Source organism: Microbacterium tenebrionis, from assembly GCF_903645325.1.
Taxonomy (GTDB): domain Bacteria; phylum Actinomycetota; class Actinomycetes; order Actinomycetales; family Microbacteriaceae; genus Microbacterium; species Microbacterium tenebrionis.
Genome location: NZ_CAHJXQ010000005.1, coordinates 67,852 through 87,450, shown reverse-complemented (window position 1 = coordinate 87,450; position 19,599 = coordinate 67,852). Strand labels below are relative to the sequence as shown.

19 protein-coding genes are annotated in these 19,599 nt (G+C 67.1%); 9 read left to right on the top strand and 10 right to left on the bottom strand.

What is annotated here, in order from left to right; all coding sequences use genetic code 11:
- The first annotated feature begins 87 nt into the window (after positions 1-87).
- The gene (locus HWX58_RS09330; protein ID WP_175987240.1) at positions 88-1,455 is read left to right on the top strand and encodes a hypothetical protein; all 1,368 of its coding nucleotides are present in this window, start codon (positions 88-90) and stop codon (positions 1,453-1,455) included.
- A gap of 21 nt (positions 1,456-1,476) precedes the next feature.
- Here HWX58_RS09330 and HWX58_RS09325 read toward each other — a convergent pair whose 3' ends face one another.
- The 3 genes from HWX58_RS09325 to HWX58_RS09320 all read right to left on the bottom strand — a co-directional run bounded on the left by HWX58_RS09325 (position 1,477) and on the right by HWX58_RS09320 (position 3,363).
- Positions 1,477-2,226, bottom strand: coding sequence for an LURP-one-related/scramblase family protein (locus HWX58_RS09325; RefSeq protein ID WP_250646181.1), 750 nt, complete (start codon positions 2,224-2,226; stop codon positions 1,477-1,479).
- Positions 2,117-2,371, bottom strand: a complete 255-nt coding sequence (locus tag HWX58_RS15425) for a DUF2510 domain-containing protein (RefSeq protein WP_217702971.1) — start codon at positions 2,369-2,371, stop codon at positions 2,117-2,119. The genes HWX58_RS09325 and HWX58_RS15425 overlap by 110 nt, the downstream gene beginning before the upstream one ends.
- Positions 2,372-2,508: 137 nt before the next feature.
- Positions 2,509-3,363 (bottom strand): hypothetical protein, encoded by an 855-nt coding sequence (locus HWX58_RS09320; RefSeq protein ID WP_250646180.1) that lies wholly within the window; start codon positions 3,361-3,363, stop codon positions 2,509-2,511.
- Positions 3,364-3,616: 253 nt separating this feature from the next.
- On the opposite strand from HWX58_RS09320, the gene HWX58_RS09315 reads away from it, so the two are divergent.
- A complete protein-coding gene (locus HWX58_RS09315; protein ID WP_217702970.1) occupies positions 3,617-4,828 on the top strand; it encodes an exonuclease domain-containing protein in 1,212 nt (403 codons plus the stop codon).
- Positions 4,829-4,904: 76 nt separating this feature from the next.
- On the opposite strand, the gene HWX58_RS09310 is transcribed toward HWX58_RS09315, so the two are convergent.
- The 5 genes from HWX58_RS09310 to HWX58_RS09290 all read right to left on the bottom strand — a co-directional run bounded on the left by HWX58_RS09310 (position 4,905) and on the right by HWX58_RS09290 (position 11,166).
- Positions 4,905-5,657, bottom strand: coding sequence for an SDR family NAD(P)-dependent oxidoreductase (locus HWX58_RS09310; protein ID WP_175987236.1), 753 nt, complete (start codon positions 5,655-5,657; stop codon positions 4,905-4,907).
- A 155-nt stretch (positions 5,658-5,812) separates the two neighbouring features.
- Positions 5,813-7,924 (bottom strand): glycoside hydrolase family 2 protein, encoded by a 2,112-nt coding sequence (locus HWX58_RS09305; RefSeq protein ID WP_217702969.1) that lies wholly within the window; start codon positions 7,922-7,924, stop codon positions 5,813-5,815.
- A 2-nt stretch (positions 7,925-7,926) separates the two neighbouring features.
- The gene (locus HWX58_RS09300) at positions 7,927-8,838 is read right to left on the bottom strand and encodes a carbohydrate ABC transporter permease (RefSeq protein ID WP_175987234.1); all 912 of its coding nucleotides are present in this window, start codon (positions 8,836-8,838) and stop codon (positions 7,927-7,929) included.
- Between the two features lie 2 nt (positions 8,839-8,840).
- Positions 8,841-9,665: a carbohydrate ABC transporter permease gene (locus tag HWX58_RS09295; RefSeq protein ID WP_217702968.1), complete on the bottom strand. Its 825-nt coding sequence runs from the start codon at positions 9,663-9,665 to the stop codon at positions 8,841-8,843.
- Between the two features lie 133 nt (positions 9,666-9,798).
- Positions 9,799-11,166 (bottom strand): ABC transporter substrate-binding protein, encoded by a 1,368-nt coding sequence (locus HWX58_RS09290; protein WP_175987230.1) that lies wholly within the window; start codon positions 11,164-11,166, stop codon positions 9,799-9,801.
- Between the two features lie 127 nt (positions 11,167-11,293).
- Here HWX58_RS09290 and HWX58_RS09285 point away from each other — a divergent pair, with 127 nt between their 5' ends.
- Positions 11,294-12,307 (top strand): LacI family DNA-binding transcriptional regulator, encoded by a 1,014-nt coding sequence (locus HWX58_RS09285; protein WP_175987228.1) that lies wholly within the window; start codon positions 11,294-11,296, stop codon positions 12,305-12,307.
- Between the two features lie 24 nt (positions 12,308-12,331).
- Complete coding sequence (locus HWX58_RS09280; protein WP_175987226.1) at positions 12,332-13,171, top strand: hypothetical protein; 840 nt, start codon at positions 12,332-12,334, stop codon at positions 13,169-13,171.
- Positions 13,172-13,198: 27 nt separating this feature from the next.
- Here the strand turns inward: HWX58_RS09280 and HWX58_RS09275 are convergent, their stop codons facing one another.
- Positions 13,199-13,408, bottom strand: coding sequence for a hypothetical protein (locus HWX58_RS09275; protein ID WP_175987224.1), 210 nt, complete (start codon positions 13,406-13,408; stop codon positions 13,199-13,201).
- A 259-nt stretch (positions 13,409-13,667) separates the two neighbouring features.
- On the opposite strand from HWX58_RS09275, the gene HWX58_RS09270 reads away from it, so the two are divergent.
- From HWX58_RS09270 to HWX58_RS09250, 5 genes are all read left to right on the top strand, one after another.
- A complete protein-coding gene (locus HWX58_RS09270; protein WP_175987222.1) occupies positions 13,668-15,026 on the top strand; it encodes an HNH endonuclease signature motif containing protein in 1,359 nt (452 codons plus the stop codon).
- Complete coding sequence (locus HWX58_RS09265; protein WP_175987220.1) at positions 15,023-15,250, top strand: 3-methyl-2-oxobutanoate hydroxymethyltransferase; 228 nt, start codon at positions 15,023-15,025, stop codon at positions 15,248-15,250. Before HWX58_RS09270 ends, HWX58_RS09265 begins: the two co-directional genes overlap by 4 nt.
- Positions 15,247-16,203, top strand: a complete 957-nt coding sequence (locus HWX58_RS09260) for a PfkB family carbohydrate kinase (RefSeq protein ID WP_175987218.1) — start codon at positions 15,247-15,249, stop codon at positions 16,201-16,203. Before HWX58_RS09265 ends, HWX58_RS09260 begins: the two co-directional genes overlap by 4 nt.
- A 116-nt stretch (positions 16,204-16,319) precedes the next feature.
- Positions 16,320-17,000 carry a PadR family transcriptional regulator gene (locus HWX58_RS09255; protein ID WP_175987216.1) on the top strand — a complete coding sequence of 227 codons (681 nt, stop codon included), beginning with the start codon at positions 16,320-16,322 and terminating at the stop codon, positions 16,998-17,000.
- Complete coding sequence (locus tag HWX58_RS09250) at positions 16,997-18,703, top strand: ABC1 kinase family protein (protein ID WP_372456227.1); 1,707 nt, start codon at positions 16,997-16,999, stop codon at positions 18,701-18,703. The genes HWX58_RS09255 and HWX58_RS09250 overlap by 4 nt, the downstream gene beginning before the upstream one ends.
- 409 nt (positions 18,704-19,112) lie before the next feature.
- On the opposite strand, the gene HWX58_RS09245 is transcribed toward HWX58_RS09250, so the two are convergent.
- Entirely contained in the window at positions 19,113-19,556 is a 444-nt protein-coding gene (locus tag HWX58_RS09245) for a Rho termination factor N-terminal domain-containing protein (protein ID WP_126893716.1), read from the bottom strand.
- Between the last annotated feature and the right edge of the window lie 43 nt (positions 19,557-19,599).

The window sequence follows — 19,599 nt, the reverse complement described above, 5'->3', positions numbered from 1 at the left end:
GGTTTCGAGTCCGCGTTCACGCGTCGTGGCCAGTAATCTCATCAGAAGAGGCGCCGTTGGGGTGCGCCAGTTGCTGGAGGAGCACGAATGGGCAACGAAGTCGAGTTGGTCAGCGACGGCGATGGCCTTGCCGTTCTCGGTAACGAGTCGGATGTCGAGCGCTTCTTTCTTGCGAGCGGGTTGGATCGCCTTCCGGCTCGAGAGCTCGACGTTCAGCGGCTCCGATCGCTCACCACGACCGCCGGCGCCGCTGTCGGTGTCGCGGGTGACGTTGCGGCCAACTCCGGACGGTGGGTGAAGCTCACGGCCGACTCGGCCAAGGCGATGCATGACTTCGGTCTGATGGCGGTGAAGGATGGCCCTGTCGGAGTCAAGCACGCGATGATCGGGCAACCGGGAGACATCGGACGGTGGCTGCAGATCGACACTTTGTCAACGGCGATGCTCAGCGGGCCGTTCGCACTTTCAGCACTGTCGACGATGATGCAGCAACGGGCGATGCAGGAGCAGATGGATGCCATCGTCGAGTATCTGCAGGAGGTGAGTGAGAAGCTCGATGATGTTCTGCGCGCGCAGAAGGACGCCGTGCTTGCCGACATGATCGGTGTCGATCTCGTCATCGAGGAAGCTCTCACGATCCGCGACCAGGTTGGGCGCGTGTCCGATACCACGTGGTCGAAGGTGCAGGCGACGGGCATGACCCTCGCGCGCACGCAGGCCTACGCTCTGCGTCAGCTCGATGCGATTGCGGAAAAGCTTGAGAAGAAGGCCGACCTCGGCGAGATCGCCAAAGCAACGAAGGAAGCGGAGCCACGCGTTCGCGAATGGTTGGCGGTCATCGCCCGAACCTTCCAGTTGCAGGACGGTATCTCGGTGCTCGAACTCGATCGCGTGCTGGACGCGTCCCCAGACGATCTCGAGAGTCACCGGCTTGGACTGCGGACCGCGCGCAACAACAGAGTCGAACTCATCGCCCGGAGCAGTGCGCGGCTCCTGATGCAGATGGACGCGACTGTCCAGCGTGCAAACGCCAAGGTTCTGCTCAATCCCTTCGACGCCCCGGCCGCAGTGAAGTCGAGCAACAACGTGGCCTCAGGCGTCCTCGACTTCCGTAGTCGCCTCGGAATCGAGTCGGGGCATGAGGCGAAAGATGCGAAGCGCTGGAGGCAAGCTGCGGCAGAGGCCGGCGAGAAGGTGTTCGTGTCGGCGTCCGATGGGGCGACCGCCGCCGCGCGGTTCAGCACGTCGACCTTCGACCGGGCCACGGAAGCATTCCGATCAGTAGACCTAGACGGCGATGGAGTCCCTGATAAGCCTCGTGCGGCAGCAGCGGCTCAGGAGGCGGGTGCTGCGCTCAAGGGCGCCGCGGACGGGGTCGCCGGTGCATTCGGTACGTTCTTCAAGCGCAAGCAATCCGATCACCTGTCGGAGCGTGAAGCGTCTGACGACGACTGATCAATACGCTGCTCAGTCGCTCTAGCGATTGCGGCGGTTGCCGTCACTATCCTGCTTCAGGACGGTATCAACAACTAGTGCGGCGGAGACGACGAGCGTCAGGAGAGGGTCCTCCAGCGTTCGGTGCATCTCAAGTACATAGTTGTCCGCCTTGGTGAAATTCTCCTTGCCGATGCCCGCCCAGGTCTTGGTGATACGTGCGATCTCGGACCCGCTCGTATCAAGAATGCTGAAGTCCCAAGCTCGCCAGTCCTCCGCGTCGATGGTGCCGAGTGGGGTGCCGTCAGCCTCCATCCGGAACCGCACGTTGAACCGGCCTCCGAGCACAGATGCCATGACACCAAGGCTCTCCTGGACGATGTGCCCGACGAGCGTGCCGTCGTCGCGCGTGACGGTCACCTTCGACTTGAGGACGACCGCTGGCCGGGTGAGCGTCACGACCGGCCGGCCATCCGCGTCGACGATCTGCAGGCGCTTGGTTGCGTTGTCGCGGCCAACTGCGATCCATGACATGCTCGCGCCGAACTCTCGGACACCGCCGACTCTTCGCCCGTGCTGATCGAATACCGTGTACTCGGCCTTCTTCTCGAAGAGCTTTGCCTTTTGGTTTACGACCAACACGCGCTCGGTGAACAATGTGCCGCCGCCTACGCGTGTTGGATCAGTTAAGCCGAGCTTGCGGAGCTGCCGTTGCACCTTCTTGTTGCCCGGAGCGGCCGGGGTGGGCTCCGCTCCCGGCACCGTCGAGGCCGTCGTCTGCGCGGTAGCCATTGACGGGGGAGAGGCGACAGGTGCGTCGATCACCTGTTGGCCGCAGTGCTCCCACATGCTGGGTCCACTGCAGTGCGTCCCAGTATCGATGTTCATATCGACCGTACGGATCGGGAAACCAACCCGCTGGTGACTCCTGACTCATGACCTGAGGCTAGCGGAAGCCGTCCTTCACGAACGTGAGCGGGTGAGGTGCGGCACGCACCTCACCCGCTTCGACGAGGCCCCAGCTACTCGTCGAAATGGACGGCCTCCCCATGGCCGTCCGCCGGTTCGCGCGGCCTACGGCTGCACGAACACCTCGTCGGCGAACATCCCCGGGCGCACCCGGATCAGTGCCGTCTCACCGTCGGGCACGAGGAAGGCCTGCGAGCCCGTTGCCGAAGCGCCGTTGTACAGCTCGTCGGTCATGAAGTTGTCCGCGAGGACGACCATGGCGTCGTAGCTGTTGATCACGTTGCCGGCGCTGGTGACGACATCCACGCCGACCTCGGGTGCAAGCCCGGAGTCCGTGCCGGTGTACGTGACCGTGTAGTTCACGATCTCGTAGTGCGAACCGGCCGGCGCCGCCTCGTTGAACTGGTTGCCCTCGGCGACCGCAGCCGCGCCATCCGCCGTGTGGCTATTGATCACGACGGTCCAGTCGGACGAGCTGATCGTCGAACCGAGCGGGTACGGGTTCTCGCGCGTGCCCTCGGCTGCGGCATCCGGTCCTTCCTCGGTGGCGGGTTCGGCGTCCTCGCCGGACTCGTCCGTCGGCTCGCTCACGACTGTGTCGCCGCTGCCGAACTCGTCCTCGAACGCCTCCTGGGCAACGCCGGCCATCACCGCGAAGAACACGACGAAGCCGACGATCGTCCCCACGACCGACGCGACGAGGCCGACGATGCCCATCCACTTGCCGCTCCCCTTGAGGAACAGCGAGACGATGCTGAGCACGAAGGCGATCGGCAACAGGATCCAGCCGACGATGAGCGCGCCCGGTATGCACGCGAAGATGAATCCGACGGCGGCGGTGATGAGCGCTACGAGCGCCAGGACGTTGCGCTTCGCGGGCGTCGCTGATTGGTCGACCGGCGGCATGGGCGGAGGCATCTGCTGCGGAGCAGGAGCTGCGGGCGGGTTGGGTACGGACATGTGATTTTCCCCTTGGGAGTGTGCGTGGAGCACCGGCCTGCCCCACGACGGATGCCGTAGGGCGCCGACCGCACGCACGACGAATATCGCCCTTCTCTGGGCGCGATTCGGAGCTCCGGGTGGGGCTCCGTGGTCCGTGCGGACCGGCTGAATCAGACCATAGAGAAGGGCTCGGACATTGGTCGTAGAGGGCCTGGCTAAAGGTCGAGACGGAATGGCGGGAGTGTCGCTTCCGCCCGCTACAGTGGCGAGCATGACGCCGATTCCCGCCCCCGCACCGGGCTTTGCGACCATCGACTTTGAGACAACGGGGTTCTATGCCGAGGGCACCGATCGCGCGATCGAGGTGTCTGTCGTCCATTCGGATCCGGATGGGACGATCACCGGACAGTGGGAGACGCTCGTCAACCCTGGGCGAGACCTCGGCCGCCAGGACATCCACGGGATCACCGCGCGTGAGATTCTGAGCGCTCCTCAGTTCGCGGGCATTGCCGGTGACCTCATAGATCTGCTGACCGGACGCGTGATCGTCGCCCATAACGCGTCGTTCGACCTTCGGTTCCTCGACGCAGAACTCGGCCGCGCCGGCTACTGGGGCAGCGCTCCGTGGGTCAGCGTGTGCACGATGCGCCTGGCTCGCACCTATCTCGGGAGCGGCACTACGCTCGCAGACTGCTGTGCTGCATTCGATATCGAGCTGGGCGGAGCGCACCGTGCGGCCGTCGACGCTCGTGCGACCGCGGAGCTGTTCGCCGCCTATATCGGGAGCACGGGCCAGGCATCGTGGCAACAACTTCTCGGGAGCGTGGAGATGCTCGCCCCACACGCAGGCGAGCGCCATGATTGGCTCCCGCGTGCGGACGTGGCTGCCTATACTCCCAGCTTCCTCGAGCGGATCATCGACCGCGTCCCCGACGTCAGCGACACTCATGAGCAGGCGGAGTATCTCGCCCTCGTCGAGCGCTGCCTTCTCGACCGGTACTTGTCAGAACACGAGAAGGACGCGCTTGTCGGGCTCGCCGAACGCGCGGGGCTCGGCCGCGCGACCGTTGAGCGACTGCACCGCGATTACCTGTCGGCACTCGTCACGGTCGCATGGGCCGATGGGGTCCCCACCGAGGAGGAGCGCGCGGACCTCTACGCGGTCGCGCACCTCCTCGAGGTTCCAGTGTCGGTCGTCGATGATGCCCTGGCTCGACCGGTTGAGGTCACTGCACCGACGATGGGCTCTTTCGCGCTCAGCGCCGGCGATGTGGTCGTGCTCACCGGGGAGATGCTTCGCCCTCGCTCCGAGTGGGAAGAGCGGCTCCGCGAGCACGGCATCGTGCCTAAGCCGGCGGTGACCAAGGCCGCTCGATTGGTCATCGCCGCCGACCCGGATTCGCTGTCAGGAAAGGCGAGGAAGGCGCGCGACTATGGCATCCCGATCGTGGGCGAGACGTGGCTTGCCGATCGGTACGCCTGAGCAACCAGTCTCCCAACTTGGGGAGAGCTCAGTTCATTCCACTCTCACAGCTCCACGATTGTCAGTACGCCCGCCCTCAAGGAGCCGTGTATCCACCATCCACGAGGTGGTAGCTGCCGGTGATGAAGCTTGCGGCATCGCTCGCCAGGAAGACGATCAGGTTCGCGACCTCGTCGGCCTGCCCGAGCCGGCCGATCGGATGCTTCGACACGAGGAACTCTCTCGCCTCAGCATCCATCTGCGCCAGCAGAGGCGTGTCGATGAAGCCGGGACCGACCGAGTTCACGCGCACGCCCTGCGCCGAGTACTCCAGCGCGGCGGTCTTGGTCATTCCGACGACGCCGTGCTTCGCCGCGACGTACGCGGGAGAGGTGGCGAAGCCGACGCTGCCCAGGATCGACGCGACGTTGACGACCGAGCCGCCGCCGTTGTCGAGGATCGAGGGGATCTGCGCCTTCATATTGCGGAACACCGCGTTCAGGTTGATCGCGATGACCTTGTCCCAGTCATCTTCCGCATACTCGGCGGTCGGCGCAGCCGCACCACCGATGCCGGCATTGTTCACGCCGATGCGCAGAGGGGCAAGACTGTTCGCCTGCTCGACGGATGAGGCGATCCACTCGGCGTCGGTCGCGTCGCCTGCGGACGCTTCAGCGACGCCACCTGCGGCGCGAATCTCGTCGACCACCGACTGGGCCGCCTCGGCGTTCAGGTCATTCACGACCACGGACGCACCGTTCTGCGCCAGCAGCAGCGCGGTGGACTTGCCGATGCCACTGCCTGCTCCTGTGACGATCGCCGAGCGGTCTAAAACGTCGTATTGAGCCATGACGACTCCCTCCAGGGCGAGCACGGCACCGGGAGAGCTTCTCGGTCGGTCCGCCCTCCTCGACCATACGTCGCGTGCGCATTCGTCGCCGCGGCCTTGACATTGACCGGTGCGCACCGCTCGGCCGGTGGCCGTCGCCGTGACGCCCGCCTCTTCTATGCCTCCCCCGGAACCTCTGCCCCGACGAACTCACCTTCCCGAGCCCCGCGGCGGTTCGGAGCTTCCACCTCGGCGGCATCCAAGAACGCGCGCGCCACCACGTCACCCGAGGCATCCGTCGCCCAGATCAGGAACCGTCCGGCGTCGGTGCGGGCAGGAACGGCGAGCGACACCGCATCTGACAGCCGGAACGGCTGAACCTCGACAGACCCGGCCGACACGACACCGAGTTCCGGAACCACGCCCGTCGGCGACCCAGCAGTGACCCACGCGCCGTGCACAGTTACCGACAGTGCAGATCGTCCGTGATGCGAGATCTGCACGCCGAGATCGAATCCGGCCACCGGCGTCGCGACATCCGCGCCGGCCCGAGCCGGCACCATGTCCAGCACGAGCACCGTGTCGGCGTTCACGTCGGAGGGGATGAGTCCGCCCCAGTCCTTCGTCCGACGGTCCTCGGTCAGAAGACCTGCGCACTCGTGCTCGACATCCGAGAACTCCGTGTACACGTACCCGGCGTAGCGGTCGTGGCGGCGCAGCTCCTGCGTCTCCCACCGCAGGTGCCAGGCGCGCTCGAGGCTGGTGAAACCCTCGCCGTACTCGCTGTTGAGGATCGGCACACCGGTGCGCGGGAACGATGCCGAACCGTAGAACGACTTGTCGACCGTGAAATCCGGGCCGAGCCGCACCGGGAATGTCTCGCGCTCGCCGGAGGCGAGGTCGGCGACGGCCTGCTTCCACGTCGCCAGATCCGGCTCGTAGTAGTGCCAGTCGACGAGGTCGCTCTTCACGTGCGACCAGCCGGAGTTCTCCACGATCGGCCGCGTGTCATCGAGTGCGCGCAGCACGTCGTAGGCGCGCTCGGCCGCCTCGGCGCGAGCAGCGCTGCCGGGGATGTCCCAGTCCAGACCCCACTCCTCGTTGTACAGGCCCCAGATGATGATGCTCGGGTGGTTGCCGTCGCGTTCGACCATCGAAGGCAGCTGCGCTTCGAAAGCCTCGGCTGCAGCCGCCGAGAAGCGGCTCGGGCACGCAGGCTCCGCCCACACGAGCATGCCGGTGACATCGGCCTCGTGCAGCCAGATCGGGTCCTCGAACTTCAGGTGCTTGCGGACGAGGTTGTAACCGAGCTCACCCGCCAGCGCGATGTCGCGCCGCAGCGCCTCCACCGTGGGCGCGGTGAGACCAGTGTCGGGCCAGTAGCCCTGGTCGAGCACGCCGCGCACGTACAGCCGCGACCCGTTCAGCCGGAGCTCCTCGCCGCGCGTCTCGATGCGCCGCAGCCCCGTCGTCGCGACGACACGGTCAGCGAACTCGTCATCGCCGACCGAGATCTCGACGCGGTACAGGTGCGGGTCCTCCGGCGACCACAGTCGCGGCGCGGGCAGGTCGATCCGGCCCGACGCGTGGCCCGCGGCATCCGTCGTCAGCTCGGTCTCGATGCCCTCGACCCGTGCGCGCACCACGGCACCGTCGACTTCGTCACCCTGCAGAGCTATCGAGACGTCGATGCCGGTCAGGCTGTCGCCGCGCAGCGCCACCTCGCGGGCATAAGTGCGTCCGCGTGCCTCCAGCCAGACCGACTGCCAGATACCCGAGGTCGGTGTGAACGAGACGCCGTCGTAGTCGTCGCGCGGGATCGACCGCTGCTTGCCATGCGCGATCGCACGCTTGTCGGCCGGGGCCTCGACCTCGACCTCGATCTCTGACGCGACGCCGGGAACCAGGAAGTCGGTGACGTCGAACTCGAACGACTCGTATCCGCCGACATGCTCGCCGACGACCGACCCATCGATGCGGACGACCGCGCGGTGATGCACGGCTCCGAAGCTCAGCACGACCCGACGGCCCTCCCACTCGACCGGGGCGACGACCTGTCGACGATACGTGCCGCGTTCGAGCCACGTGCGCCGGATGCCGGACGCCTCGCTCTCCCACGCGAACGGCACCGTGATATCGGCCTGGATGCCATCGGCCTCGAAGTCCCAACGCCCGTTGAGGGTCAGCCAGCGCTCGGAGCGGTCACGATCGGGCCGGGGGTACTCGGGACGCGGGACGCCTCCGGTCTCGGAGGAGACGAGAGCCTGGTCGGTGATGGAGAGTGACACATTCAGCCTTTCACGCTGCCGGCGAGGATGCCGTTGATGAAGTGACGCTGGAGCACGATGAAGAGCACCAGCAGGGGGATGAGGGCGATGGAGCTCGCTGCGAGGAGCTCGCCGGTGACCGTCGCGTAATCCGCGCCGATCCGGTTGCCCGTGATGTTCTGCGCGAGCGTCGACAGGACGACTTGAAGGGTCGACATCCTCTCGGAGCTGGCGACGATCACCGGCCACACGAAGTCGTTGTAGATGTTCATGATCGTGAGCACGGCGAGGCCGGCCAGACCCGGGCGGATCACGGGCACGATCACGCGCCAGAAGATGCCGAACTCACTGCAGCCGTCGACGCGCGCAGCATCCAGCAGCTCGTCCGGGACGGCGCTGATCACCTGGCGCATCCAGAAGATCGCGAACGCGTCGATCGCCCCGGGGAGGATCAGTGCCTGGTAGGTGTTCACCCAGCCCAGCGCCTTCATCTCGAGCAGCAGGGGGATGATCAGCACGATCGTCGGCAGCATGAGCGTGATGAGGACGGTGCCGAAGATCAGGTTCTTGCCGATGAAGCTGTACTTCGCGAACGCGAATGCCGCCAGCGGCGCGAAGAACAGCGTGATGCCGCCCTTCACCACGAGCACGATTCCGGTGTTGAGGAAGCCCTGGGCGACCGGGACGTCCTGGAACATCGCGGTGAAGTTGTCGAGCGTGAAGGTGGTCGGGTCGAACCCCAGCGGGTCGCGGATGATGTCGTTCGGCTGCTTGAACGACGAGACGATCGCCCACGCGACGGGTGCGAGGAACGCGATCAGCAGCAGCATGAGGAAGACGTGCGAGCCGATTCGCAGACTCGGGCGGCGCTCGTCTCGGGCGCGAGGGGCGGATGCCGCGGCATCCGTCTCGGGGCGGGTCAAGGTATCGGTCATGATCAGTCCTTGGCTCTCAGCATTCGGACGAAGAACAGCGAGAGCACCATCACGAGGATGACGAGCAGGAAGGAGTTCGCCGCTCCGGTACCGAGATCGCCGCGCGTGATGTGGTTGTAGAGGTAGTAACCCGCCGTGGTCGTGGAGTTGTACGGCCCGCCCTGGGTGACGACGAACGGCTCGGCGAACATCTGGAAGACGGCGAGAGTCTGCAGCACGACGGCGAACATGATGGTGCGGCGCAGCAGCGGCACGGTGATGCTCCACAGCTGCCGGAGCTTCGACGCGCCATCGAGCTCCGCGGCTTCATACATGGAGCCGTCGATCGACTGCAGACCCGACAGCAGGATGATGATGATGAAGCCGGTCGTCTTCCAGAGGAACAGCAGCGCGAGCGTGGGTTTCGCCCAAGCGCTGGTCGTGAGCCAGCCGATGTCCGGGATGCCGAACACACCGAGGAACGCGTTGATCGCTCCGTACTGCTGGTCGAACAGCACCACCCAGATCTGGGCGACGGCGACGAGCGGGGTGACGAACGGCACGATGAACGCGACGCGGTACAGCCCGCGCAGCTTGAGCTTCGCCGAGTTGAGCAGGACGGCGACGATCACCGCCAGAACGATCTGGATCGGGACGATCAGCAGCCACAGGACTGCCGAGTTGCCCAGCGAGCTCCAGAACGCCTCACTGGTGAGGAGGTACGTGTAGTTGCCCCAGCCCACCCACTCCGCGGCACCCGATCCGCGCCAGTTCGTGAAGCTCAGCCGCGCGGTGAAGATCAGCGGATAAACGCTGAACGCGACGAAGATCACGAGAAACGGAAGCACGAAGAGATATGGCGCTGAGCGTCGTCGGAACTTCGCCATTCCGTTCCGCCGCGTACGCGACGAGGTCGCGTCACGGCCGGATCGCGGTGGTGCCGCGGAGGGGAGGGTGGAGGTCGTCATCGTCGAAGGTCCGTCACTGCCTGTCGATGAGGTTGGTCTGGATCGCGTCGGTCGAACTGCTGATGACCTCGGCTGGAGTCAGATCGCCATCGAGCATCTTCTGGATGTCGTTGCCGAGGTAGTCGACCGCGCCGTTCCACCAGGGCGGGATCGACGTGCCGCTCGGGATCTCGGCACCGGCCGTCGTCGCGGCCTCCCAGAGGTCCTGTCCGCCGAGGGCTTCGAGGGGCTGGAAGAGGGGCTTGGTCGGATCGGCGGCGGGGAGGTAGGCGGGGATCGACGTGTTCAGTCCGGTCGGGTAGATCTCGTTCTCGCCCCAGACCGCGCTGTAGCCGGCCTCGTCGTACATGAGGAACTCGTAGAACAGCCAGGCGAGCTCGGAGTTTTCACCCTCCTTCGGCAGGACGAACGACGAGCCGCCCATCGCGCCGCTGCGCGCTCCGCCGTCCTCCCACGCAGGGAGCTCCATCGCACGCCAGTCTCCGCTGGTCTCGGGAAGCAGCTGCTGCGGCGCGAAGTCGAACCAGATCGCCCACGGGTAGAAGACCTGGTTGCCGTTCTCGAGCTCGGCGATGTCCGTGGGACTCAGGTACTCGGCGCGTGTACCGAGGCCATCGGACTGCACCGTGTCGAGGAACGTCAGGATCTGCTCGTACTCCGGGCTGTCCAGGCGCAGCTCGCCGTCGGCATCCGCGATCGAGGTGCCCAGCTGGCTGGCGTACATCTCCAGCTGCAGTTGGCCGAGGAACGGGCTCTGCTCGAGATGGATCGGGTGCGACTCCGGCTTCGCCTCCTGGTACGCGCGGGCCGCATCGAGCAGGTCGTCGTAGGTCTCGATCGTCGTGGCATCCACGCCCGCAGCCTCGAGCGCTGCGGCGTTGTAGAACAGCAGACCGGGGTTGAGGTCGTACGGAACGCCGTAGATGCCGTCACCGACGGTCGTTGCATCGATCTTTTGCGGCGCGATGTCGTCGGCGTACGGAGTGAGCACATCGGTGAGATCCCAGAGGTGGTCGGCGAATCCACCGACGAGCGCGTCGTCGAGGAAGACGCCGTCCGGCACGTCCGTGCCGGTGATCAGCGTGTTCTGTAGCTTGGCGTTGATGTCGACGGCCTCGTGGTTGACCTTGATGCCGGGGTACTTCTTGTTGAAGTCATCGATCACTGCGTCGAACACCTCGTACAGATCGCCGGAGCGATCCCAGATGATGATCTCGCCTTCCGGCTGCTCAGTCGAGGGTGCCTGCAGGCGGTCCGACGTTGCTTCGTCGTCGGCGCCGGCTGTGATGTCGGGGCCGCATGCGGTCAGAGCCAATGCGGCGACGGCGGTGACGCCGACTGCGGTCAAGCGCAGGGTCGGCCGCTTCGGGTTGCTGTTCATGACACTCCTTTGTGTTTGCGGTGCTGGGTGTTGAGAAGGCACGGTCGGGTGTGGTGCAGTTCGTGTTTGCCAACGTATGCAAACTGTAGCCGACGTTTGCATACGTTGCAAACGGTATGATGACGACATGCCAGCCACACTTCGCGACGTCGCCGAGAGGGCGCAGGTGTCGATGCGCACGGTCTCGAACGTGGTGAGCGGCTACACCCACGTCAGCGAACGCATGCGCGCAAAGGTACAGGCGGCGATCGAAGAGCTCGACTACCGCCCCAACCCCGTGGCCCGCACGCTCCGGACCGGTCGCACCGGGATGCTCGCTCTCGTCGTCCCCGAGATCGACGTGCCCTACTTCAGCGAGCTCGCTCGCGACGTCATCGAAGCTGCGGCCGAGGTCGGCTATCGAGTGATGATCGATCAGACCGGCCACGATCATGAGCGCGAGCGGCAGTTGCTCACCGGTGAAGACCGGACGATGCTCTTCGACGGTCTGCTGTTCAGCCCGCTGGTCACGAAGTCCGAGCTCCTCGACATGCACGGAGCCTCACGGATGCCGTTGATCCTGCTCGGCGAACACGACTTCGACGGCCGCTACGACCATGTCGCGATAGACAACGTCGCCGCCGCTCGGGATGCCGTGAACCACCTCATCACCACCGGGCGCACGAGGATCGCCGCGATCGGTTCGCAGCCGCTGGAGGAGTACGCCACTCCGCTGCAGCGCTCCGCCGGCTACGAGGCGGCGCTGACGGATGCCGGGATGGCTGTTCGCCCGGACTACGTCACGACCGCTGCGCACTACAGTCGCACTGACGGTTACGCGGCGGCGCGCGCGCTGCTCGAGCTCGACCCCCGCCCCGACGCGATCTTCTGCTTCTCCGACCTGCTGGCGATCGGCGCGATGCGCGCTGTCTTCGATGCGGGGCTCAGCGTGCCCGAGAACGTGGCAGTGATCGGGATCGATGATGTCGAAGAAGGACGATTCGCGCGCCCATCGCTCAGCACGATCTCGCTGGACACGCCGTTCATCGCGCGCGAGTCGGTACGCCGGATCATCGAGCGGATCGAAGACCCGGAGTCGCCATCGACCGAAATCGTCGCACCGCACAAGCTCGTGGTGCGAGAGAGCACCGGAGGGCGCTGATCGGCCCAAACTAGGCTCAACCCCATGCTCCGCCGCCCCATCGAACTCCGCGTCGACCGCGACAGCGTGGCGATGGGGGATGACGTCGTCTCCCACGCTCGGTCGGTGACCGTGCCCCGCGGCACGTTGCTCAGTGCGGCGCTCGAGCAGTCCTCGCCCGAGATCCGATTCCAGGGCTGGTCGTGGGTCGCCGTCGTCGACCGTGAGGTCGCCGCAGTCTGGTCGGTCGACCACGGCGTCCAGCTTCTCGTCGAAGACCGCAAGCTCACTCGCGGGCCGGTCGACATCCACTTCCGCTACTTCGTGCAGATCAACCCCGTGTGGCTGCACCGCCGATTGGCCGAGGGCGCGCGAGCGAACCGGCAGGAACTCGAAGCCGAGTACGCTCCCATCGCTCGTGAGAAGCACCGCGCCGAGCTCCGACGGCGCGAGCGTGAGATCGACGAGCGGCTGCTGAGCCCTGAATGCATCGAGGCGCTCCGTCACTACGGCGCCGAGATCACCCTGCACGCCGACATCGCCTGCGACTTCATCCACGAGGGAGAGACCTGGGCGGTGCGTCGCGCTGACACCATGTTCCAGGTCTTCCGTGGACCCGGCGGCCCCATCGCGTCCATCCGACCGCACGACCTCGGCGAAGCCTGGCTCGTCGCGATGATCGGTTCAGTCGTACGCGTCGGCACCGGCCAGGCCGCATTCCCTGACGCCGTCCCACTCCCGGGCCTCAAGCTCACTCGCTCCGCCGGACGCTGGGTGGCGCACGGCGCCACCGTCGTCCAGGTCCGCTCCGACCACCAGGCCGACGCCGCCCGCCTCGCCTACGGGCGGTCGCTCACCGAGGTGCGCGCCCTCCTCGAGGCCTGACACCCGTCGGAGGCATGCGGCGCGACCTCACGGCACCGGCGGATAGTCCTCGTTGCGGGCCTGCTCTTCTGCGGCGATCCGATCGCTCTGCTGCTCGTCGAACGAGGGCGCCTGGTCATCCGGGCGCTCCTCGTCCGCTCCGGGCGACTGCTGGCGCTCGTCGTCGTCACTGCTCAGATCGGGATCCACGCCCTCGGGCTCGAGCGGATCGGTGGGGAACGGTGTGGGGTCGGTCATGGCTGCCTCCTCGATCGTGAGCGAGTCGCCAGCATGGCACGGGCACGGTTGATCACGAAGGTGGTTGACAACAGCATCCCCAGCCAGAGGGCGTGCACCACGAACCGAACTGATCCCATGCTCCGCCGCCCCATCGAGCTCCGAGCGCGATGAGGAGATCCACGTCCGAGTAGCAATAGGTCGCGCGATCCCGGCCCGATCTCTCCACAGATTCGAACAAAGCCACGATAATGTCCGAGCTGCTCGCTACGCTGGGGGCATGTCCAAACTCACCGCTCTGCACGAGGCCATCAGAAGCCTCGACGCGGCGTGGGGTGATGCCGAGGAATCAAATGAATTTACGAAGGATCAACTGATCTTCGTCGCCTCTGCGCTCGCGGCAGTACGTCGCCGGTTGGATGCCGTCGAGGTCGATGTCGCCGCAGGGCTGGCGCGCGAATCGCGCCCGGAGCTCGGGGCGGAATCGCTGGCGAAGCAACAGGGGTTCCGCACGCCCGCGAAGATGATCTCCACGACGATGGGCGTCTCGACCGGCGACGCGGCGCGGCTGATCAAGGTGGGCGAGAGCACGGCATCGCGCAGTGATCTGTTGGGGGCGCGGCTGCCGGCGAAGTATCCGCACGTGCGCCGGGCGTTGGATGCGGGTGAGCTCAGCGCCGGGGCGGCTGGGGTCATCATCGCGATGCTCGACCGATGCCGGATCGCAGCCGGTGCCGAGCGTACGGCCGAAGGTGAGCGCGTGCTCGTCGAGTCGGCAGTCGGGCTCGGGCTCGACGAAGTGCGCAGGCTCGTCGTGCGCGCCGAGACGTGGCTCGACCCGGACGGCGTCGAACCACGCGACGAAGAGCGGCGCTCGCAGCGTTCGCTCACGATGTTCGAACGCGACGGGTTCGTGCACCTCAATGCGAAGCTCGACGCCGAGGCGGCTGCGCCGGTCGTCGCGGCGCTGCGCGGCTCGGTCAGCGCCGCATTCGTCGCGCGGAAGGATGCCGTCGACCCCGACGCCCCCGATGCCGATCGGCGCACGGTTCCCATGATCCAGGCCGATGCGCTTGTCGCTTTCTGCGCGCACGTGCTCGGGTGCGAGGCGAAGCGCCTGCCGCTCGCCGGAGCGACAGTGGTCGTGCGGATGAACGTGAAGGATCTCGAGTCCGGGCTCGGCGCGGCCACGATCGACGGCCTCGACCAGCCGATCAGCATAGCCGCAGCCCGGCGCATGGCCGCCGACGGGGGCGTCATCCCGTGCGTGCTCGGAGGAGACGGCGAGATTCTCGAGTGGGGCCGCGAGAAGCGCCTGTTCACCCGGGCACAGCGTCTCGCACTGGTCGAGCGCGACGGCGGGTGCGCCATGTGCGCTCTGCCGCCCGAGATGACGAGGGCGCATCACATCCGATGGTGGCGACGCGACGCGGGGCCGACCGACCTCGCGAACGGCGTGCTGCTGTGCGAGACGTGCCACCACCGTATCCACGACAACGGGTGGGAAGTCCGCGTCGATGGCACGGGGCCGTCATCGAAGGTGTGGTTCATCCCACCGCCCTATGTCGACCCGGAGCAGAAGCCGCGACTCGGCGGTCGAGCGCGGTTCGACATCACGGTGCCGCCGCGCGCGGCGTGACCGTCCGCCAGATCGCGCGCGCCTGCTCGACCGCCGAGCGTGCGCCGACGCTGTTCGCCAGAGGCATCCCCGTCCTGGGCCGCGTCGGGCCGGCCCCGCAGACCACGGCGATGCTGGGCGGAACACGCGAGCAGGCGCGGACGACGGATGCCGCATCCCGGGTCATCGAGGACGCGCTCGCGCCGCACAGGCGAACGATCGCGCTGGATAGGCTGACCGCATGAATCAGCCACGCGTGATCCACACCGGCCAGGCGCTCGTCGACCTCGTGATCGAGGTGCCGGAGCTCCCCGCCCGCGGACAGAACGTGATGGCCGCCTCCGACGCGCAGTACGCCGGGGGAGCGGTGACCGTGCTGCTCGCGGCCGCGCGGCTCGGGGCGTCGTGCGTGCACGCGGGCGCCGTGGGCACGGGCCCGCACGGCGACCTCATCCGGTCGACGCTCGCGGCCGAGGGGATCGCGGCATCCGCGCCTCCGGTGCCGGACGGCGACACCGGAGTGTGCGTCGTGCTCGTCGAGCCGACCGCGGAGCGGACCTTCGTGACGACCCTCGGCGCGGAGCGTGAGATCACGGCGGCGTCGCTGTCGACGGCGTCCGTCGCTCCGGGCGACCTCGTGTGCGTGACCGGCTACTCGCTCGCCGTCGAGCAGACTCGCGACCCGCTACTGGGGTGGCTGCCGATGCTGCCGCCGGAAGCCGTCGTCGTGCTCGACCCCGGCGCGGCGTTCGCAACGCTGCCCGCCGAGGTGCGCGACGCGATGCTCGCGCGCACGGACGTCTGGACGGGCAACGCCGAGGAGACCACCGACCTGCTGGCGGCGGCGTCGATCGCGGTGCCCCCGTCGCCGGGTCGCGAGATCGTCGCGCAAGCCGCTGCGGTGACGCCGCTACTGCGCGAAGGAGCCGTCTCGATCGTGCGGGACGGTGCCGAGGGATGCGCCGTGCACGCGCGCGGCGAGTCGACGTACGTGCCCGGATTCCCCCAGAAGCCGGTCGATACGAACGGCGCCGGAGACACGCACACCGGGGCGCTGCTGGCCGGGATCGCGAGCGGAACCGGGTGGGCGGAGGCGAGTCGCCGGGCGAATGCGGCGGCGGCGCTCAAGGTGACCCGTCGTGGGCCGACGACGGCGCCGACCGCGGACGAGGTCTCGGAGTTCTTGCGGAGCCGCTGAGCCGGCCTCGAACCGGATCGCGACGTTCACCCTTCCCGAACGACACATTGCGATATATCGTTAACGCACTCCAGCGCGGATTCCGGCTGGCGCACATCGCGAACCAGGAGGACATCATGAACAGCTCAGACCACAGCGGCGGCTTCGGATCCGGCTCGCCCTTCGGCGGCTTCGGCTCGGGCGGATCCGGCTTCGGCTCAGGGGGACCCGGCGGATTGGGCGGGTTCGGCGGCGCCGGAGCATCCGTCCTCTTCGATGCGGTGGATCAGCTGCGCCGGGCCTTCGACCAGCGTCCGGCGAACTCCCCGCGCATGCCGCGCGGCGACGTGCGCGCCGCCGTCCTCTCGCTTCTCTCCGACGAGCCGATGCACGGATACCAGATAATCCGCGAGATCGAAGAGCGCTCGGGCGGCTCGTGGAAGCCCAGCGCCGGCTCCGTCTACCCGACGCTGCAGCTGCTCGCCGACGAGGGCCTCGTCGAAGCTGAAGAGCACAACGGCCGCAAGACCTACGCGCTCACCGAGGCCGGCCGCGCCGTCGCCGACGAAGCCGAGGCGCCGGCGGCGTGGAAGTCCGCCGCCGGTTCCGGCCCCGGCGGTTCCCGCGGCCCAGAGGGTGCCGGTGACGGCATCCGCTTCGGCGGTGAGAAGCACCGCGCGCTCGCCAAGGCAGGCGTCGACCTCGCCGGCGCCGCCACGCAGTTCGCCCGCAGCGGCAGCTCTGCGCAGATCGACAGCGCCATCGAGGTGCTCGACGACGCCCGCCGCAAGCTGTACGCGATCCTCGCTCAGGAGTGACCACGTCACGACCGGGGGCGGTCGAGGGCCGGGAGCCCGAGGCGCGTCCCCACCCGCACCGCGCCCGCTACCGGCGCATAATGCGCTTCGCCTCCGCCCAGCTCGTGCAGCTGTGGTGGTTCGAGCTTTTCCTGCCGCGCATCGGACTCGACCGGGTCGCCGAGCGCACCCGACCCGAGCGGATGCGACGCATCGCCCGACGGTTCCACGCGCTCGCCGTCGACCTCGGCGGGCTCATGATCAAGGTCGGGCAGTTCCTCTCCTCCCGCCTCGACGTGCTTCCGCCCGAGGTTACCGACGAGCTCGCGGGCCTGCAGGACGAGGTTCCCGCCGTGCCTTTCGCCGACATCAGGGCGCTCGCCGAAGCAGAGCTCGGCGTCCCGTTCGAGCGCGCCTTCGCCTGGGTCGACGAGCGGGCGCTTGCGGCGGCGTCCCTGGGGCAGGTGCACCGGGCGCGCCTGGCGGACCTCGATGCCGCCGACACCGGCCTGCGCGACGTCGTTGTCAAGGTGCAGCGCCCCGGCATCGACGAGATCGTCGCGGTCGACCTGTCTGCGCTGCGCAAGGTGGCCGGGTGGCTGAGGCGGGTACGCATCGTCTCCGACCGGGTCGACGCTCCCGCGCTCATCGAGGAGTTCGCGCAGACGAGCCTCGAGGAGGTCGACTATCTGCACGAGGCGCAGAACGCCGAGCGGTTCGGGGAGAACTTCGCCGACGACGCCCGCGTCGGAACCCCCGCCGTCGTGTGGGAGCGCACGACCCGCCGGGTGCTGACGCTCGAGGACGTCACCGCGATCAAGATCAACGACATCGAGGGCCTTCGAGCGGCCGGCATCGATCCCGCTGCCGTGGCCGATGCCTTCGCCGCAGCCATGTTCGAGCAGGTGTTCACGCACAGCTTCTTCCACGCCGATCCGCACCCGGGCAACATCTTCGTGACACCGTCGGCGGGTGGTTGGCGGCTGACCTTCGTCGACTTCGGGATGATGGGCGAGGTTCCGCAGAGCCTGCGCAGCGGGCTGCGGGCGATGGTGATCGCGGTCGCCGCCCGCGACGGGCGAAAGCTCGTGGATGCCGCGCAGGAGGTCGGCGTGCTGCTGCCCTCGGCCGACACGAAGGAGTTCGAGCGGGCGCTGACCGCGCTGTTCGCCCGGTTCGGTGGGATGGGCTTCGCCGAGCTCGCCTCGGTCGACCAGCGCGAGTTCCGCGACTTCGCCGTCGAGTTCGGCGACACCGTGCGTTCGCTGCCGTTCCAGTTGCCCGAAGGCATGCTGCTGCTGTTCCGCGCCGTCTCATTGACATTGGGGATGTGCAGCGGGCTGAACCCGGCGTTCAACGTGTGGGACGCCGTCGAGCCGTTCGCCGCTCAACTGCTGCGCGACGAGGGCGGCAGCACGATGCGGGGGATGGTCGACCAGGCCTGGGACTCGGTCACCACGGCCGCTCGCCTGCCCGGCCGCATCGACGCCGTCGTCACCGAGCTCGAAGAGGGGACGCTCACCTTCGACACCTCGCGGCTCGAGCGACGCCTGGACGCGCTCATCCGCATCGGTCGCCGCGCCGTCTCGGCCGTGATCTTCGCCGGGTTCGTCGTCGGTGGTGCTCTGCTGCTCGTGCCTGCTCCGCCGCTCGCGATCGTGCTGCTGGCGGTCTCGGCAGCGCCTCTCGCGCACGCAGTGTTCGGCGGCGCCGGGAGACGGTGAATCTTCCTCCGATGTCGGAAATGCCGTCGGATGACACTAGATGTCACTCATATCGGCTGGTTTCGGCCGGGCCGAGGCAACTTTGCCGTGACATGTTTCTGCCCTGGACGGGCGTTTGTCATCGACGATAGGGCCGCCAAGGAACACTAGTAACTCCCCAAGCCGAGCAACCCTCTTCGTGATCGACGCGGGGCCGCGCCAACTGTCATCGTGGGAATCTCTCGACACGTCGCAAGCTGACGAGTCCTGCAAGCAAACCTGCTTCCAGGGCATTGTCTGCGACTCGCGAGAAAGGGGGCGCCCATTGCGACCAACGGGTCACCGTCACGAGATGGCGTCTTCTTGCCACCAGCTGTCGTCTGCTGGCCCGGGATGGCGGCACGGTGGTCGGGGATCCTGACTTGGTGAGTTAGGTGCGCGGTGGGGTGAGCGCGGCGACGAGCGTAGCTTTGTTCATCCGGTAGTACCCGGTGACTTTCTGCTCTCTTGCTTGGGTGCGGAGTTCTTTCAGCGTGGGGGTGGAAGACGTTCTTTCCTGTGCGGAGCGGGCCTTTCGCGTTGACGTGCGGGGCAGGGGTGTAGCGGTCGGCGGGGGTGACGGGTTCTGGGTGTCTTTCTCTTCGATGGAGGTGACGCTGCGTCGGAGGGCTTTGGCGTGTTTGGCGGAGAGTTCCTGGGATTCTTGGGCGAGCTCTGCGGCGCGGGTGCGCAGCTTCTTGGATGATCGGGCTACCGCCTTGCGGGCCTTCCGCACGGCTTCTTCGGCGCGGTCGAGGGCCTTTTTCGCGGCCTTCGTGGAACTCTTCTTCTCGTTCTTCGCCGTCTTTTTCTTGTCTGTCTTGGTTTGCGCCACGGTGCGCACCTCCGGATGTGAGAGGGCCGATCCCGGCCTTGAC

Excerpts from the sequence above, each read along its gene's own strand:
- HWX58_RS09330 (WP_175987240.1), top strand. The coding sequence starts at position 88 with ATGGGCAACGAAGTCGAGTTGGTCAGCGACGGCGATGGCCTTGCCGTT.
- HWX58_RS09325 (WP_250646181.1), bottom strand. The coding sequence starts at position 2,226 with ATGGCTACCGCGCAGACGACGGCCTCGACGGTGCCGGGAGCGGAGCCC.
- HWX58_RS15425 (WP_217702971.1), bottom strand. The coding sequence starts at position 2,371 with ATGAGTCAGGAGTCACCAGCGGGTTGGTTTCCCGATCCGTACGGTCGA.
- HWX58_RS09320 (WP_250646180.1), bottom strand. The coding sequence starts at position 3,363 with ATGTCCGTACCCAACCCGCCCGCAGCTCCTGCTCCGCAGCAGATGCCT.
- HWX58_RS09315 (WP_217702970.1), top strand. The coding sequence starts at position 3,617 with ATGACGCCGATTCCCGCCCCCGCACCGGGCTTTGCGACCATCGACTTT.
- HWX58_RS09310 (WP_175987236.1), bottom strand. The coding sequence starts at position 5,657 with ATGGCTCAATACGACGTTTTAGACCGCTCGGCGATCGTCACAGGAGCA.
- HWX58_RS09300 (WP_175987234.1), bottom strand. The coding sequence starts at position 8,838 with ATGACCGATACCTTGACCCGCCCCGAGACGGATGCCGCGGCATCCGCC.
- HWX58_RS09290 (WP_175987230.1), bottom strand. The coding sequence starts at position 11,166 with ATGAACAGCAACCCGAAGCGGCCGACCCTGCGCTTGACCGCAGTCGGC.
- HWX58_RS09285 (WP_175987228.1), top strand. The coding sequence starts at position 11,294 with ATGCCAGCCACACTTCGCGACGTCGCCGAGAGGGCGCAGGTGTCGATG.
- HWX58_RS09280 (WP_175987226.1), top strand. The coding sequence starts at position 12,332 with ATGCTCCGCCGCCCCATCGAACTCCGCGTCGACCGCGACAGCGTGGCG.
- HWX58_RS09275 (WP_175987224.1), bottom strand. The coding sequence starts at position 13,408 with ATGACCGACCCCACACCGTTCCCCACCGATCCGCTCGAGCCCGAGGGC.
- HWX58_RS09270 (WP_175987222.1), top strand. The coding sequence starts at position 13,668 with ATGTCCAAACTCACCGCTCTGCACGAGGCCATCAGAAGCCTCGACGCG.
- HWX58_RS09260 (WP_175987218.1), top strand. The coding sequence starts at position 15,247 with ATGAATCAGCCACGCGTGATCCACACCGGCCAGGCGCTCGTCGACCTC.
- HWX58_RS09255 (WP_175987216.1), top strand. The coding sequence starts at position 16,320 with ATGAACAGCTCAGACCACAGCGGCGGCTTCGGATCCGGCTCGCCCTTC.